Origin of the sequence: Streptomyces sp. NBC_00076 (assembly GCF_045041235.1) — a bacterium.
Taxonomy (GTDB): domain Bacteria; phylum Actinomycetota; class Actinomycetes; order Streptomycetales; family Streptomycetaceae; genus Streptomyces.
Window position 1 is genome coordinate 2,358,575 of the sequence record NZ_CP108242.1, and the last position, 15,265, is coordinate 2,373,839.

The window sequence follows — 15,265 nt, forward strand, 5'->3', positions numbered from 1 at the left end:
TCGAAGCTACGGAGTCCGTGCCCCTCAACCCATCCGGTGATCCACCCAGTTGACCCTGACACTCACCCCCTAGGGGATGGTGGTGCCAGCCCCACCCCTGGGCGGAACGATCAGGTCACGGCGAGGCGATCGTCGCGATGATGGCGATGATCACGAAGATGGCGAGGAACGAGCCGAAGACCAACAGCATCTTCTTCTGGCCGTTCTGGGGGTTCGGATCGAGCACTGGCATACGGCAAGTCTCGCACCGGTCCCCCGCGACCGTTCGCCGGGGGTGAGGTCAGGGGCTCCGGCACCGGCTCAGCGGGCTGCCTCGTCCTCCACCGTGCGGTTGCGTCCCGCGAGGACGCCCACCACCATCTGCGGCACCATCAGGGCCGCCATCAGGGCGATCGGCAGGCCCCAGCCCCCGCTGCCCTGGTAGAGCACGCCCACCAGGAGCGGGCCCGGGATGGAGATCAGATAGCCGGCGCTCTGCGCGAAGGCCGACAGCTGAGCGACGCCGGCGCCGGTCCGGGCCCGCATCCCGACCATCGTGAGGGCGAGCGGGAAGGCACAGTTGGCGACGCCGAGCAGCACGGCCCAGGCCCAGGCGCCGCCGGCCGGCGCGAAGTACAGGCCCGCGTACCCCGCCAGACCGCAGACGCCGAGCACGAGGACGATCGGCCCCTGGTGCGGCAGCCGGGTGGCGACCCGCGGGATGACGAAGGCCAGCGGCACGCCCATGACCATCGTGACGGCAAGCAGCAGACCGGCCGTGCTCGCGGGCACGCCCGCGTCCCGGAAGATCTGCGCCATCCAGCCCATGGTGATGTAGGCGGCGGTGGCCTGGAGGCCGAAGAAGACGGCGAGCGCCCAGGCGGTGCGGCTCCGGGTGATCCGTACCGCGGCCGGTGCCTCCTCGCGCGCGGGTTCGGCCGCCGCGGAAGCGGGCGATCCGGTGCTCCGGTCCCGTACGAGCGGAATCCACGGCAGCATGGCGGTCGCCGCCAGGACGGCCCACACGGCGAGCCCGGAACGCCAGCTGCCGCCCAGCGCCTCGGTGATCGGCACGGTCACGGCCGCCGCCGACGCCGTGCCGAGCGCGAGGGCCATCGAGTAGAGGCCGGTCATGGAGCCGACCCGGTCCGGGAACCAGCGCTTGACGATGACGGGCATCAGGACGTTGCTGACGGCTATGCCCATGAGGGCGAGGGCGCTGCCGGCCAGGAATCCGGGCGCGCCACCCGCGTACGGCCGTATGAGCAGGCCCGCCGCGATGGCGGCCATGCCCGCGCACACCACCGCGCCCGCTCCGAAGCGGCGGGCCAGTCGCGGAGCCATGCCGCCGAAGACGGCGAAACAGAGCGGGGGTACGGAGGTGAGGAGTCCGGCCACGCCGCCGCTCATGCCGAGTCCGTCGCGGACCTCTTCGAGGAGCGCGCCGAGACTGGTGATGGCGGGGCGCAGGTTCAGGGCGGAGAGCACGATGCCGACGACGACCAGACGGGTCGCCCACGCGCGTGTGGCGTCGCCTGCGGGCACGGCGGCTCCCTGGAAGTCGCTGGTGGCCGAACCGCGTGAACCGGGTGCGTGCGGCGTATCGCGTACGTTCGGGGCTTTCGTCGTCCGGGTTTCCTCGCTAGCCATGCGGCCCATCATAGGATCATGGGATGATTGGTTGTCCATTCCCGGGTCGCCCGCATCGGCCCCGCCCGTGCGAAGGTGTGCCATGCCTCTGAGCCATCCCCGCCGCTCGGCACTGTCCGAGCAGGTCATCGCCGCGCTGCGGCACGAGATCGCCTCGGGCGAGTGGCCGGTCGGCTCCCGGATCCCGACGGAGCCCGAGCTGGTCGAGCAGCTCGGGGTCGCCCGCAACACGGTTCGTGAGGCCGTCCGCGCGCTCGCGCACAACGGCCTGCTGGACATCCGTCAGGGCTCGGGCACCTATGTCGTGGCGACCAGTGAGCTGGCGGGAGTGATGCACCGCCGCTTCGCGGACGCGGACCCCCGGCACATCGCCGAGCTGCGGTCCACGCTGGAGTCGTCGGCCGCGCGACTCGCCGCCGAGCGGCGCACGGAGAAGGACCTCAAGCAGCTCGACGCGCTGCTGGTGCGACGCGAGGAGGCCTGGGACTCCGGCGACGCGGAGGCGTTCGTGACGGCGGACGCGACCTTCCACCTGGCGGTGGTGGCCGCCTCCCACAACGACGTGATGTCCGCGATGTACGCCGATCTGGGCGAGGTGCTGCGGGACTGGCTGCGTGAGGACGTGGGCGCGGAGCTGACTCCGGAGACGCACATGGACCACGCACGGCTCGTCGACGCGATCCGCGCGGGAGACGCCCCGGCGGCGGCGGAGGAGGCCGCGAGCTATCCGTTCCTGTGCCGCCCCGGCCGGTTCGGCTCTCCGGCCGGTCCGGCGGCGGCCGACGGTCCTACGGCTGACGGTCCTACGGCTGACGACGGTGGCTGACCCACACCGAGCGGACCTCCTTCCAGCAGCGGCCGGTCAGACGTACGGTCTGCGCGGGCCCGGCCGCGAGCGCGGCACCGTCGGTGTCGATGTCCCACCAGCGGTCGCACTCGATGTGCAGGCTGACGAGGTCGACCGGCACATAGGGGTTGTGGCAGTAGGCGCTCACCCGGGAGCCGGTGATCCGGCTGTGGCAGGTGGCGCCGAACAGCTCCGGGGCGGCGGCCTTCCGTGCCTGCACGCGCGCGTGCGGCCTCACGTCGTCCGGCATCGCGTCGTACGGCAGGGACAGCACGAGACAGACCGCGACGGTCACTGAGGCCAGGCTTCGGAACAGGCACACAAGGGGACCTCCGCGGCCGGGCTGGGGAGGGGAGCGTGTGGTGAACGCCTACTCCAGAGTGCGCGGTCGTGGCCGCTGCCCGCCCGGTCGAATAGGCCGAACGGTTGATGGGTGCGGGCCCGCGTCCGAAAGGACAGCGGGCCCGCACCCATCAACCGTGTCGAAGCGGCGGCGTCACGCACCGACCGCGTGCAGGCCGCCGTCCACGTGGACGATCTCGCCCGTGGTCTTCGGGAACCAGTCACTCAGCAGCGCGACGACGCCCTTGCCGGCCGGCTCCGGGTCCTTGAGGTCCCACTCCAGCGGGGCGCGGTTGTCCCACACGGCGGCCAGCTCGGCGAAGCCCGGAATGGACTTGGCGGCCATGGAGGCGAGGGGGCCCGCGGAGACGAGGTTGCAGCGGATGTTCTGCTTGCCCAGGTCGCGCGCCATGTAACGGCTGGTGGCCTCCAGGGCGGCCTTCGCCGGGCCCATCCAGTCGTACTGCGGCCAGGCGTACTGCGCGTCGAACGTCAGGCCGACGACGGAGCCGCCGTTCTGCATCAGCGGCAGGCAGGCCATGGTCAGCGACTTCAGGGAGTACGCCGAGACGTGCATGGCCGTGGCGACCGACTCGAACGGCGTGTTGAGGAAGTTTCCGCCGAGCGCGTCCTGCGGCGCGAAGCCGATGGAGTGGACGACGCCGTCGAGCCCGCCGAGCTCCTCACCGACGATGTCGGCGAGCCGTCCGAGGTGCTCGTCGTTGGTGACGTCGAGCTCGATGACCTTGGTGGGCTTCGGCAGCTTCTTGGCGATGCGCTCGGTCAGCGTGGGGCGCGGGAAGGCGGTCAGGATGATCTCGGCACCCTGCTCCTGGGCCAGCTTGGCGGTGTGGAAGGCGATGGAGGACTCCATCAGCACACCGGTGATCAGGACGCGCTTGCCCTCGAGAATTCCACTCATGGTGATCAGTGACCCATTCCCAGTCCGCCGTCAACGGGAATGACGGCTCCAGTGATGTACGAGGCGTCGTCCGAGGCGAGGAACCGCACCGTCGCGGCGACTTCCTCCGGCCGCGCGTACCGGCCGAGCGGCACCTGCGACACGATGCCGGCGCGCTGCTCGTCGGTGAGGATCTTCGTCATGTCGGTGTCGACGAAGCCGGGTGCGACGACGTTGAAGGTGAGGTTGCGGGAGCCCAGCTCACGGGCGAGGGAGCGGGCGAAGCCGACCAGGGCGGCCTTGGAGGCGGCGTAGTTCGCCTGCCCCGGGGAGCCGTACAGCCCGACCACCGAGGAGATCAGGACGACACGGCCCTTCTTGGCACGCAGCATGCCGCGGTTGGCGCGCTTGACGACCCGGAAGGTGCCGGTGAGGTTGGTGTCGATGACCGAGGTGAAGTCCTCCTCCGACATCCGCATCAGGAGCTGGTCCTTGGTGATGCCCGCGTTGGCGATCAGCACCTCGACCGGGCCGTGCTCGGCCTCGATCTCCTTGTAGGCCTGCTCCACCTGCTCGGGGTCGGTGATGTCGCACTTGACGGCGAGGCAGCCCAGTTCGGTCAGGGCGGCCGGCGGCTCGCCCGAGCGGTACGTGATGGCGACCTTGTCGCCGGCGTCGGCGAACACGCGGGCGATGGCGAGGCCGATGCCCCGGTTGCCTCCGGTGACGAGAACCGAGCGGCTCAACGGATCACCCTTTCGATAGCGGTCGGACACACCCGCCCGGACACCTGGATGACAGGCGGCTTCTCCCCGAAAACCTATCGGTCGAGGCCCGCGCGCGGACAATCGGGCGCCCACAGTGGGAGACTGTCAGTGCTGTGGGATCCCTACAGGCCAGCGGTACGCGGCGACCGGTGGCGGGCCGCCGCCGGGCTCTCACTCGTCGCCGGACCAGCGCTGATCCGCCCGGGCCAGTTCGTCGCACAGGATGTGCAGGGTTCGGTCGAACAACACCCCGCGGTGCGACAGCACGTTCCGGGCCAGGACCAGCTGCTCCAGCAGCCGACGGTCCTCGACCGGAAGGTTCAGGTGGCCCTGGCAGCAGGCACGGAGCATGGGACCGACCTCGATGGTGCGGAACACCTCCTCTGGGCGCGTGCGGTATCCGGCCGGAGGCCGCTCGACGTAGCAGGCGACCAGCTCGGCCACGGGCCTGGTCGCACCGGACAGGGCACGCAGCGCCAGGCGCTGGCGAGTGTCCTCGATCCACGGCAGCAGCACCCGTGCCTGGGCCTGGCTGACCAGGATCTTCAGGTGATCCGACCGACTCTGGTCACCACACCAGACCGCAGGGTGGACACGTGAGCGGCCGTCCCAGGCCTGCAGCAGCCCGCGTGCCCAGGCAGGGCGCAGCCCGGTCGCCGGCCGGTGCCCGGAGCCGACGACCGAGAAACCCGTCAGGGGTGGCACCGGCGGGGCTGCCCGGACGCCGCCCAGGCACGCCCGCAGGCTGTCCTCCAGCGTGCCCTGGCTACCGTCCCACCGCCGCGCCAGTCGCCAGCCGAGCACCGGGTCGGGCCCGCACACCTCGCTGACCACCTCGTCGCGGACCGCACGCAGGATGCGGTCGCGCGGTACTTCTCCGTGTCGGTGGGCAGTGCGGGAGGCATCGGTGCCGACGGCCGAGACGACCGTCGCGCTGTCGAGCCGGCCGAGGGTCCCCCACCACCAGTGCACGGCCGAAGTGGCCAGGTCGAGTTCGAGTTCATCGGGCATCCGGCGCGGAAGATCCTCGAACCGTGCCGTCACCAGCAGCCGGGGACGATCCTCGGGCGGCAGACCAGCCTGTTTGGCCGCCGCGCTGAGCGATCGGATCAGGCGGGCGACCTCACGACCACGCTCCTGCTGCGGCTCCCCGGTGCCCGCGCTCCGCACCGACTCTTCCCAGGCGCGGACGCCGATCACCGGCCGCCACCGCCGGTCGGGGGCGATGAGCGTGTCGACGGCCTCTCCCGGAGCCACGGACAGTTCCTTAGCCAGTCGGGTGAGGAGTCCGGACTCCGGCCCTTCAAGGGGCTCGGTCAGCGGCTCCGGCGCACTGCGCTGACGGGGGAAGACCGGTTCCCACCCGATGTCGAACCCGTCGTCGTAGTCCTCCAGGAGAGGCAGATCGTCCAACGCCCAGCCCGTCGGCTCCGGCGCGAATTCCGGAAGCGGGGTTGCGGGCGTCCCCAGCTCGGACGGCGCCGGTACGTCCAGGCGGTCGGGTGAGGTACAGAGCGCCACGCGGTGCAGTTCCTCCGCGTAGCCGCCCTCGACCAGATCGTCTGGGAGGAGCCAGAGGCAGTGCAGGCCTGCCGCCAGATCGGCCGCGATGCGGCCGATCTGGCGTCGCACCCCGGGCAGTTCGGACAGTGCTCGGGCGCTCAGTTCCACGCGTCACCCTCCGGCCGCGCGGGCGCGTGCCGCCCGGAAGGTGACGGCGTCCACGGCGTGTCCGCCCGGCAGGGAATCCAGCACCCCGAGAAGGTCGAGCCGACCCAGCCAGAGCCTGGCCTCCTCCAAGGGCCGCTCGATCGCCGCCGCGACGTCGTCCAGGGGCACGCCTTGGTTCTCGTCGACGTAAGAGGTCCACATACCGAGGAGTTGCTCATCCTGGCTGTCGAGTCCGGTGTGCTTCCAGTGCGTGGCGAGGTTGCCCGGTTTCCCGATGGCATGGTGTACGGCTTCCAGCGAACTGTCCAGAGTGGCGCCCTTGACCGAGACCTCGGTGATGGCGAGCTCCACCCAGGGAGCCCAGCCGCCCGTAACCCGGATCAGGCTGCTGCGCTCCATCCTCGACACGAACGGGCACTCGGGCCAGGCTCGCAGGCTGTCCACGGTCCACCGTTCAGGATGCAGGAACCGCACCGGCAGTCGTGTGCCCTCCCGGGCGTCGTCCGTCAGTGCCCCGGTCGCGAGCGCGTCGCCCAGCAGGAACACGGAACGGTTGCCGGCGTGTTTGCGGACGGTGGAACGCACCCGCACGTCGGCCGCGGGTCCGGCATGTTCGGCACACAGCTGAACCGCCGTGGTGAGTTCCTGCCTGTCCAGGCTGGACAGGTCGGCCACGAGGACGTAGTTGCGGCGCAGCCGGGAGGCGTCCGCGAGCGCGACGCGCAGGTCACCGGGTTCCTTCACTTTGCGTACGTCCACTCCGCGGGCCTCGGCGAAGGCCTCGGCGGCCCTGATCATCAGAGGCGGCCGATACGACTCGGTCACACCGATCAGGGTGACGCCGGGCTGGGCCGCCTCATGCAGCTGGCCCTCGGTGAGCGGGCTGTAGCGCTGGATGCCGTCTCTGGCGTCCCGTCCCAGAAGCCGGCGCGCGGCACGAGGGTCGTAGTCGTACGGAAGGCTGAACTCCGTCTCCTTGAGCTCCAGTTCCAGTTCCTCCCGCGTGCCCAGCATGTTCACCACGTTGGGGCTGCGCACAGCGAACCTGGACCGGTCGCCCAGCTGGACCAACAGGCCCAGGCCCACCATCTCGGTGAGGTAGATCTCGACCCGCTTCACCCCCAGTTCGTCGAAACCTCGCGGCCAGGCATCCCGCGCCAGGTCGAGCAGTTGCTCGGCCGTGTAGTCACCCCGGTACTTGTCGGCGAGACTGCGCAGGGCGATCACCAGGGTGAGGACCCGATAGCGGTCCTCCAGGTTGATGGTGAAGCGGAGCCGCTCCGCCAGACGCCGCCGGACCGTCTCGGAGGCGGCGACGCTCTGGACGTCCTCCTCGGTGATCCGCATCGGCCGTTCAGGCTCCGGGTGCGGGCGCCCCTGGAGAGTGCGGACGAGTTCGCTGCAGAAGATCTGCACCAGATTGGCCTGGTAGTTGGTGATGGCGAGGATCCGCCACACGAGCTCGGGGCGGTCGAAGACGAAGCCCAGGGCCGCCATAGGCTCGGTGACCAGCCGGACCGCGGCGTGCGGCTTGAGCGGACCTACCAGAACGTCGGGGCCGCCATGGGCAGTGGACACGTTCGACAGGTCGCCGAAACGCTGCACCTGGTGGAGACCGGCGAACACCACCTTCAGGCGCCGGTTGGTTTGTTCCATGAGCTGCTGGAACCGCTTGACGTTCTGGAACGTCGACTCGCCACCGCTGCGGAATACTCGCCGCGAGTCGGCGGTGAGGAAGGCGTCCGCCTCGTCCGCAAGGATCAGCAGTCGTCGTGACTCGTCCGCATCCAACCAGTCACGAATCCGTTTGGCCACCACATCGGGACCGCCGCGCTCGGACATCTTCACGTCGAAGACCTGACGTCGCTTGAGCCCCTCGGCCAACAGCGACCAGATCTGCTCCGGAGGTTCCGCCTGACCGATCTCGGCCTTCAGCAGATCGAGGTAGACGGCGACGTTGGACTCCGACCGGCTGGGAAACAACTCGGCCACACGTTGCAGCAGTGCGGACTTGCCCAGCTGCCGTCCGCCGTAGAGGAAGAGTCCCCCGTTGGGGTCCATCACCTCCCGCAACTCGTCGTCCCGCCCGTAGAAGACCTCCGGGGGTACTAGTCCAGCGACAAATGGGGTGTAGGGATTGTACGAGGTCCACGGCAGCGTGACCCGCTGCAGGGAACGGAACGAGCGGGGAGCCCGGGCCACCATCCAGCCGAAGACGGCCGGGTCGATGACCAGTGCCTGCTGGGCCTGTCCAGACGCCGCCTCGACGAGAGCGTGTCGGCCGGCGAAGCCCAGCGGATGGAGGTACAGCACGATGTTCGCGTCGACGTCGGCGTCCTCCAGGTGCGTCAGCGGTCCGCCCGCTCGCTGTTCCTCCCACACGAGCAGGATCGTGTACGAAGTGGCGCGGGAACCGAGCGCGGCGACGTAGCCGCCGTCCTCAGCGACGGTCGCACGGACCTTGAGCCGACGGACGCCCTGGCCGGGGCGGTCGGAGTGGAGCTGGCCGACCGGTTCGAGGCCCAGCAGGCGCAGTACGCGCGGTATGTGCTGCTGCCACTCGCTGCTGCGCCCCTTCTTGGTGCACAGCGCCTGCCAGGAGTCGAGCGCCTGCTCCGCGGCCGGGGTCAACCGCTCGCCGGAATCGTAGTTGCGGACCCACCACGAGGCGTGGACTCCCTCACCGCCGACCTGGGGCATGCCCGGGCCGGTGAGTCCGGACACGAACTCGACGAGTTCGGTTCCGTCGTGCTCGGGACGGTCCGGGAGGCTGTGCCCGCCGCTCGCCAGAGCCAGGAACTCCTGGGCGGTGACGGTGTCGCCCTCATCGATGAGCGCCCGGATGCGGTCGTGGTCACTCTCCGTAAGAGCGCGTTCCGGATCGAGGCGGAGGCGGTCCAGGTCCTGGAGCAGTCGCCCGGTCGATTCCTTGACGAGACCGGCTAGGTCCTGCACCAACTGAGCCAGTCGCTCACGTGCGTACCGGTAGCGTCCGGCCTCGTCCCCGTCGGCGAACTCCTGGAGCCGGCCGGTCAGGTTTCGTTCGACGTCCGGTGCCATCAGGTTGAGCGTGCGGATCTGGGCGAGGAGTCCGGCGGCTCGTCGGTGGTATTCCGCGGTGCGGTCGCGCCAGCCCTTCTCCGCCTCACGGCAGCGACGGGTCGCCACTTCGGCCCAGTCCTCCGGCAGGGACGCCATGAGGGACGGGTTCCGTTCGACCCACGCGATCAGCCCCTTGGCGAGGTGCAGGTCTCCAGCGTCCAGGTAGGTGCCGAGAGCGGCGTCGGGTGACGCGGGCGCGAGGAGCGCGGCCATCGCCCGCGGGGTGCGCGGGTCGCCGAGGTCGGGCTGTCCGTCGACGTCCCTGGGGAGGTCCGGCGCGAGCAGCAGGCAGTCGGCGGACGGAACGTGATGGGACGGCGCGCGTCCCACCGACGTCCCGGTATCAGCAACGGACTGGCCGACGAGCCAGTCCCGCAACAGGCCCAGAGCGGCTCCGCCCACGCCGGGCGGCGACCCGTACGACTCCAGTTCACCGATGGCGTTGGCCAGCTGGGGCAGGTCACTGCCCTGCGCGGCGCCACGACTGCGGATCGCCGCGGCCACGGCGTCAGCCTTAGCCAGCAGTTCACTCACGGATCGCACGGCAGCGTGGAGCTGACGCAGCGCTCCGGAATGGATCGCCTCCTTGGCCTGCTTCGGCGTGCGGAAACGGCTGTCGGCCTCCTCAATGAGACGGTCGACGTACTCCGGTCGTCGCAGGTTCTCGCTCAGTACGGCCAACGGTGCCGGGTCGCCCCCTTGGGCCCACGCCACGACCGCCTTGAGCGCCTTGTGCGGCGTACCCGACGGTCCGGTCAGATACTGCAGCACGCGGGAGGCCCGCTGGTACTTGATCTTCCGCCGCGGCAGGTCCTCCAGCAGGACGCGCGCGGACTCGCCGAGATCGCGCAGTGTGACGGCGTCACCCGGGTCGGCGAGGTCACCGATGGCACCGGGGCCGAAGGTCCGGCAGTCGCGTACCGCCGCGACCAGCACGGTGAGCAACTTCTGCCAGGGCTCGGGCAGTCCGGACGGCGTGACGAAGTCGCTGACCAGGGCATGCGGCCAGCCCGCGGTCAGGCCTGCTCGCAGGGCCGCGACCGTTGCGACGATTGCCGCCTCGCGGTCCTCTGCAACGCGCTCCGGCGTGATGTCGTGGTCGATCTGCACCTGCGTGGCCTCGTCGCTGCCGACGCAGCCGAAGGCCGCGGCGGCGAACGCGAGCGCCTGGGCGCGCGGCTCCGGTTCCTCGGACGCGGCCGTCATCCAGTAGGCGTGCGGCAATTGGCCCCGTCCGACCAACCGCGCCACAGGCGGGTCCTGGCTGGTCTCCCAGGGAACCGCCGGATCCCAGTCCGCGTGGGCCATGCCGACGGGCCAAGCCACAGGGGCGGGCGGGGCCTCGTCCGTGACCATCGACGGGTCGTCCTCGGTGGCCAGGGGGACGACCGGCTCCGGAGCGTCCGCGGTGGGCTCCAGCACAGGAACGTCCGGCTCCGCGGAGCCGTAGGCCTCACCGGGGTGCGGAGACGACCGGGGGGGCCGGAGCTTCCGCAGCAGCCGCCGTCTGTACGGCTTCCACCGGTTGCGTCGTCTCGCCGGCCTCGGTCACACCGTCGGAGTGGGAGGGTTGCGGTGCCACCGTGGCGGCTTCGTCACGGGTCGACTCAACAGGCTCGGCATCGAGGACGTCCTGTCCGACCACCACGGAGGGCTGAGGCGCCGGGGCGGCGGCGTCCACCGCCGCGTCCAGTTCTGTCGCCGGGGAGAGGTCGACCTCTTCTTCCGACTCCGCCGACGGAACGGCCGCCTCACCAGGGCCGCTCTCCAAATCGGCGATCTGCACGGCCAGTTGATTCAGAGCCTGTTCCAAATGCGCGGCGACAGAGGCGTCCGAGACGGCGATCAGCGTCTTCAGCTGGGCCTCCCGCTGACGCAGGTCTTCCAGTCGGCGCCTGCGCTCTTCCGATTCCACGGCTTCCAGGCGGTCGAACTCGGCCTCCAACTGCGCGAATCCGGAATCCACGTCCCACGTTCCACCGGCCCCGGACACGCTCTCGGCCAGCAGAGTGCGCCGCCGCCGCCAGCCGTCGACCGCGTCCGATGTCCACCCGTCCGCCGGAAAAACGCGCCCCTCGCTCATCAGCTGGGCCGTCTCGCGCAGGGCTCGCGCCAACTCGTCTCCGTGGGAGCGCAGTCGGTCGGCGGAGTCCCGGAGGTCACGCAGCTTCCCGTCATCCGAGGTTCGGGAGTCCTGCTGCTCTGGCGGCGTCATCGTGGCGGCTTCCGCTTTCTTGTCAGGCTCGGTGGGCGGGGCGGGCACGCGCAGTGAGGGGCCGACGTCCCGGGCCCCGGACGGTGGTTCGCTGTCCGCCGCGCGGAAGTACGCCTCCGGACGGCGCGTGGCGAGGGCCGCGGCCGGCATGTCCCTGAACTGCGGGTGCAACAGACCGTGGACGACGCATCGCGCGAACTCCGGGTCGAGCACCTCCAGCATCAGGACAAGTTGGTCTGCGGACGGCTCGGCCACCACTTGTTCGGGAAAGCCGTAATCCACCCTGAGGGCCCTGGCCGTGATGACCAGCGCACAATGTGCGACGTCGGTCAGCTGGGATTCCCTCGCCCTGGTCAACCACACCCGCGCAGACTGCGCCTCCTGGCGAGTGACTGGCTGTGCCACCGCGGTGGCCTTCCGGTGCACACATCTTCGCTGCCGCAGGCACGCGTGCCGCGTCAATAATCGCCGCATACGGACGTCATCCAGCGACAACGACCATGTGCGGAACTCAAGTCCCCACCCCTCCATGCCCAAATATTGGCATGAGTATCTGACAGTGCGTGAGGCACTTGCGGATCAGATATGAGAAGCGTGCACCGGAGGGGGCGAGATCACCCGGCTCGATCGGAAACGGACACGGTCACCTGCCGCGGTGGCGCATCATGGCACTTCGGTACGCCGGCTCGGAGATGGCGTGCCTGCCAAACGGGGTCGAAGAGGAGGAGGGCCACCGTGCCCCATGAGATCGACGCGACATTTCTCGCACTGCCCCTACGCGCCCTCGCCGACGCCGCCCTCGCCCGCGCCCGTGCCCTCGGCGCGCAGCACGCGGACTTCCGGTTCGAGCGGGTGCGCAGCGCGTCCTGGCGGCTGCGGGACGCCAAGCCCTCGGGCTCGTCGGACACCACCGACCTCGGGTACGCGGTGCGGGTGGTGCACGGCGGGACGTGGGGGTTCGCGTCCGGGGTGGATCTGAGCCTCGACGCCGCCGCCAAGGTCGCCTCGCAGGCGGTCCAGATGGCCAAGCTGTCCGCACAGGTGATCAAGGCGGCCGGGTCGGACGAGCGGGTTGAGCTCGCCGACGAGCCCGTGCACGCCGAGAGGACGTGGGTCTCGTCGTACGAGATCGATCCGTTCGGCGTGCCCGACGAGGAGAAGTCGGGGCTGCTGGCCGACTGGAGCGCGCGACTGCTGGCGGCGAGCGGGGTCAACCATGTGGACGCCTCGCTGCTCACCGTGCACGAGAACAAGTTCTACGCCGACACCGCCGGGACCGTCACCACCCAGCAGCGGGTACGGCTGCATCCGCAGCTGACCGCCGTGTCGGTGGACGAGTCGAGCGGCGAGTTCGACTCCATGCGGACCATCGCGCCGCCGGTGGGGCGTGGCTGGGAGTACCTCACGGGCACCGGCTGGGACTGGGAGAGCGAACTCGAGCAGATCCCCGAGCTGCTCGCCGAGAAGATGCGCGCGCCGAGCGTCGAGGCGGGGCTGTACGACCTGGTGGTCGACCCGTCCAACCTGTGGCTGACCATCCACGAGTCCATCGGACACGCGACGGAACTGGACCGGGCGCTGGGCTACGAGGCCGCCTACGCCGGCACCTCCTTCGCGACCTTCGACCAGCTGGGCAAGTTGCGCTACGGCTCCGAGCTGATGAACGTGACCGGGGACCGCACCGCCGAGCACGGCCTGGCGACCGTCGGATACGACGACGAGGGCGTCGAGGGCCAGTCCTGGGACCTGGTGAAGGACGGCACGCTCGTCGGCTACCAGCTGGACCGGCGGATCGCGAGGCTGACCGGGTTCGAGCGGTCCAACGGATGCGCGTTCGCGGACTCCCCCGGGCACGTGCCCGTGCAGCGGATGGCCAACGTGTCGCTCCAGCCGGACCCGGCCGGGATGGCCACGGAGGATCTCATCGGGGGCGTGGACCGCGGGATCTACGTCGTCGGTGACCGGTCCTGGTCGATCGACATGCAGCGCTACAACTTCCAGTTCACCGGGCAACGGTTCTTCAAGATCGAGAACGGGCGGCTCACCGGGCAGCTGCGGGACGTCGCCTACCAGGCGACGACCACCGACTTCTGGGGCTCGATGGCCGCGGTGGGCGGTCCGCAGACGTATGTGCTGGGCGGCGCCTTCAACTGCGGCAAGGCCCAGCCGGGGCAGGTCGCGGCGGTCTCGCACGGCTGTCCTTCGGCCCTCTTCAGGGGCGTCAACATCCTCAACACGACCCAGGAGGCCGGTCGATGAGCGTCAGTGCAGGACTCGGCTGGGGGGCCGGGGGTTATCCCCCGGTAAAGCACAGCCTGAACACCACGCAGGAGGCCGGTCGATGAGCTCTCGTACTAACAAGCCTCACGAGATCGTCGAGCAGGCCCTCGACCTGTCCCGGGCCGACGGCTGTGTGGTGATCGCCGACGAGCAGTCGACCGCGAACCTGCGCTGGGCGGGCAACGCGCTCACCACCAACGGTGTCACGCGCGGGCGCACCCTCACCGTCATCGCCACCGTCGACGGCCAGGAGGGCACCGCTTCCGGGGTCGTGTCGCGGTCCGCCGTGACCGCGGCGGAACTGGAGCCCCTGGTGCGGGCCGCCGAGGCCGCCGCGCGCGGTGCCGGGCCCGCGGAGGACGCGCGGCCGCTGGTCACCGGCGTACCGAACTCCCCCGACTTCCAGGACGCGCCCGGCGAGACCTCGTCCGCCGTGTTCGCCGACTTCGCGCCGGCGCTCGGTGAGGCGTTCGCACGCGCGCGTGCGGGTGGCCGCGAGTTGTACGGCTTCGCCAACCATGAGCTGGTCTCCAGCTATCTCGGCACGTCCACGGGACTGCGGCTGCGGCACGACCAGCCCAACGGCACTCTGGAGCTGAACGCCAAGTCGCCGGACCGGACGCGTTCGGCGTGGGCGGGACGGTCCACACGGGACTTCAAGGATGTCGACCCGGCGGCGCTGGACGCCGAACTCGCCGTACGCCTCGGCTGGGCCGAGCGGCGGATCGCGCTGCCCGCCGGGCGGTACGAGACGCTGCTGCCGCCGACCGCCGTGGCGGACCTGCTGATCTACCAGATGTGGTCGGCGTCGGGCCGGGACGCGGTCGAGGGGCGCACGGTGTTCTCCCAGCCGGGCGGCGGCACACGCGTGGGCGAGCAGCTGAGCGAGCTGCCGCTGACGCTGCGCAGCGATCCGAACGAGCCGGGTCTGGAGTCCGCGCCCTTCGTGCTCGCGCACTCCTCCGGGGGCGACCAGTCGGTGTTCGACAACGGTCTGCCGCTCGCGGCCACCGAGTGGGTGCGCCGGGGCGAACTGAGCAGCCTGCTGACCAGCCGGCACAGCGCGGAGCTGACCGGGCTGCCGGTCGCGCCGGGGATCGACAACCTGATCCTCGACGGGGGCGAGGACCGCTCCCTGGAGGAGATGGTCGCGAACACCGAGCGCGGGCTGCTGCTGACCTGCCTCTGGTACATCCGCGAGGTCGACCCGGCGACGCTGCTGCTCACCGGCCTGACCCGGGACGGCGTGTATCTCGTGGAGAACGGCGAGGTGAGCGGCGAGGTCAACAACTTCCGGTTCAACGAGTCCCCGGTCGGTCTGCTGGGCCGGGCCGCCGAGGCCGGGCGCACGGAGAAGACGTTGCCGAGGGAGTGGAGCGACTGGTTCACCAGGGCCGCGATGCCCGCGCTGCGGATCCCCGATTTCAATATGAGCTCTGTCAGTCAGGGCGTATAACCTCGTAGGCGGCTGTCTCTCGACCGCCCCAAGAGCATTTCGACTGCACGAAGAT

Annotated in this window: 11 protein-coding genes; 3 read left to right on the forward strand and 8 right to left on the reverse strand. The window is 70.4% G+C overall.

Annotated features, from left to right (window positions below; all coding sequences use genetic code 11):
* Window positions 1–115: 115 nt before the first annotated feature.
* Both OHA64_RS10800 and OHA64_RS10805 read right to left on the reverse strand, forming a co-directional pair.
* Complete coding sequence (locus tag OHA64_RS10800; protein WP_269787331.1) at window positions 116–232, reverse strand: SGM_5486 family transporter-associated protein; 117 nt, start codon at window positions 230–232, stop codon at window positions 116–118.
* 68 nt (window positions 233–300) lie between these two features.
* Window positions 301–1,641: a CynX/NimT family MFS transporter gene (locus tag OHA64_RS10805; RefSeq protein ID WP_405611479.1), complete on the reverse strand. Its 1,341-nt coding sequence runs from the start codon at window positions 1,639–1,641 to the stop codon at window positions 301–303.
* A 70-nt stretch (window positions 1,642–1,711) separates the two neighbouring features.
* On the opposite strand from OHA64_RS10805, the gene OHA64_RS10810 reads away from it, so the two are divergent.
* Complete coding sequence (locus tag OHA64_RS10810; protein WP_405611482.1) at window positions 1,712–2,455, forward strand: FadR/GntR family transcriptional regulator; 744 nt, start codon at window positions 1,712–1,714, stop codon at window positions 2,453–2,455.
* Here the strand turns inward: OHA64_RS10810 and OHA64_RS10815 are convergent.
* From OHA64_RS10815 to OHA64_RS10840, 6 genes are all read right to left on the reverse strand, one after another.
* Complete coding sequence (locus tag OHA64_RS10815) at window positions 2,433–2,798, reverse strand: hypothetical protein (protein WP_405611485.1); 366 nt, start codon at window positions 2,796–2,798, stop codon at window positions 2,433–2,435. The two genes, OHA64_RS10810 and OHA64_RS10815, sit on opposite strands and share 23 nt — an antisense overlap.
* 174 nt (window positions 2,799–2,972) lie before the next feature.
* On the reverse strand, window positions 2,973–3,740 hold the full coding sequence (fabI, locus tag OHA64_RS10820; protein ID WP_405611488.1) for an enoyl-ACP reductase FabI: 768 nt from the start codon (window positions 3,738–3,740) through the stop codon (window positions 2,973–2,975).
* A gap of 5 nt (window positions 3,741–3,745) precedes the next feature.
* Window positions 3,746–4,465 carry a 3-oxoacyl-[acyl-carrier-protein] reductase gene (fabG, locus tag OHA64_RS10825; protein ID WP_405611490.1) on the reverse strand — a complete coding sequence of 240 codons (720 nt, stop codon included), beginning with the start codon at window positions 4,463–4,465 and terminating at the stop codon, window positions 3,746–3,748.
* A 192-nt stretch (window positions 4,466–4,657) separates the two neighbouring features.
* Window positions 4,658–6,157: a hypothetical protein gene (locus OHA64_RS10830; protein WP_405611493.1), complete on the reverse strand. Its 1,500-nt coding sequence runs from the start codon at window positions 6,155–6,157 to the stop codon at window positions 4,658–4,660.
* Window positions 6,158–6,160: 3 nt separating this feature from the next.
* On the reverse strand, window positions 6,161–10,681 hold the full coding sequence (locus OHA64_RS10835) for a hypothetical protein (RefSeq protein ID WP_405611496.1): 4,521 nt from the start codon (window positions 10,679–10,681) through the stop codon (window positions 6,161–6,163).
* A 31-nt stretch (window positions 10,682–10,712) separates the two neighbouring features.
* Complete coding sequence (locus tag OHA64_RS10840; RefSeq protein WP_405611499.1) at window positions 10,713–11,837, reverse strand: hypothetical protein; 1,125 nt, start codon at window positions 11,835–11,837, stop codon at window positions 10,713–10,715.
* 372 nt (window positions 11,838–12,209) lie between these two features.
* Here OHA64_RS10840 and OHA64_RS10845 point away from each other — a divergent pair, with 372 nt between their 5' ends.
* Complete coding sequence (locus tag OHA64_RS10845; RefSeq protein ID WP_405611502.1) at window positions 12,210–13,733, forward strand: TldD/PmbA family protein; 1,524 nt, start codon at window positions 12,210–12,212, stop codon at window positions 13,731–13,733.
* Between the two features lie 82 nt (window positions 13,734–13,815).
* Window positions 13,816–15,210: a metallopeptidase TldD-related protein gene (locus tag OHA64_RS10850; protein ID WP_405611505.1), complete on the forward strand. Its 1,395-nt coding sequence runs from the start codon at window positions 13,816–13,818 to the stop codon at window positions 15,208–15,210.
* The last annotated feature ends 55 nt before the right edge of the window (window positions 15,211–15,265 follow it).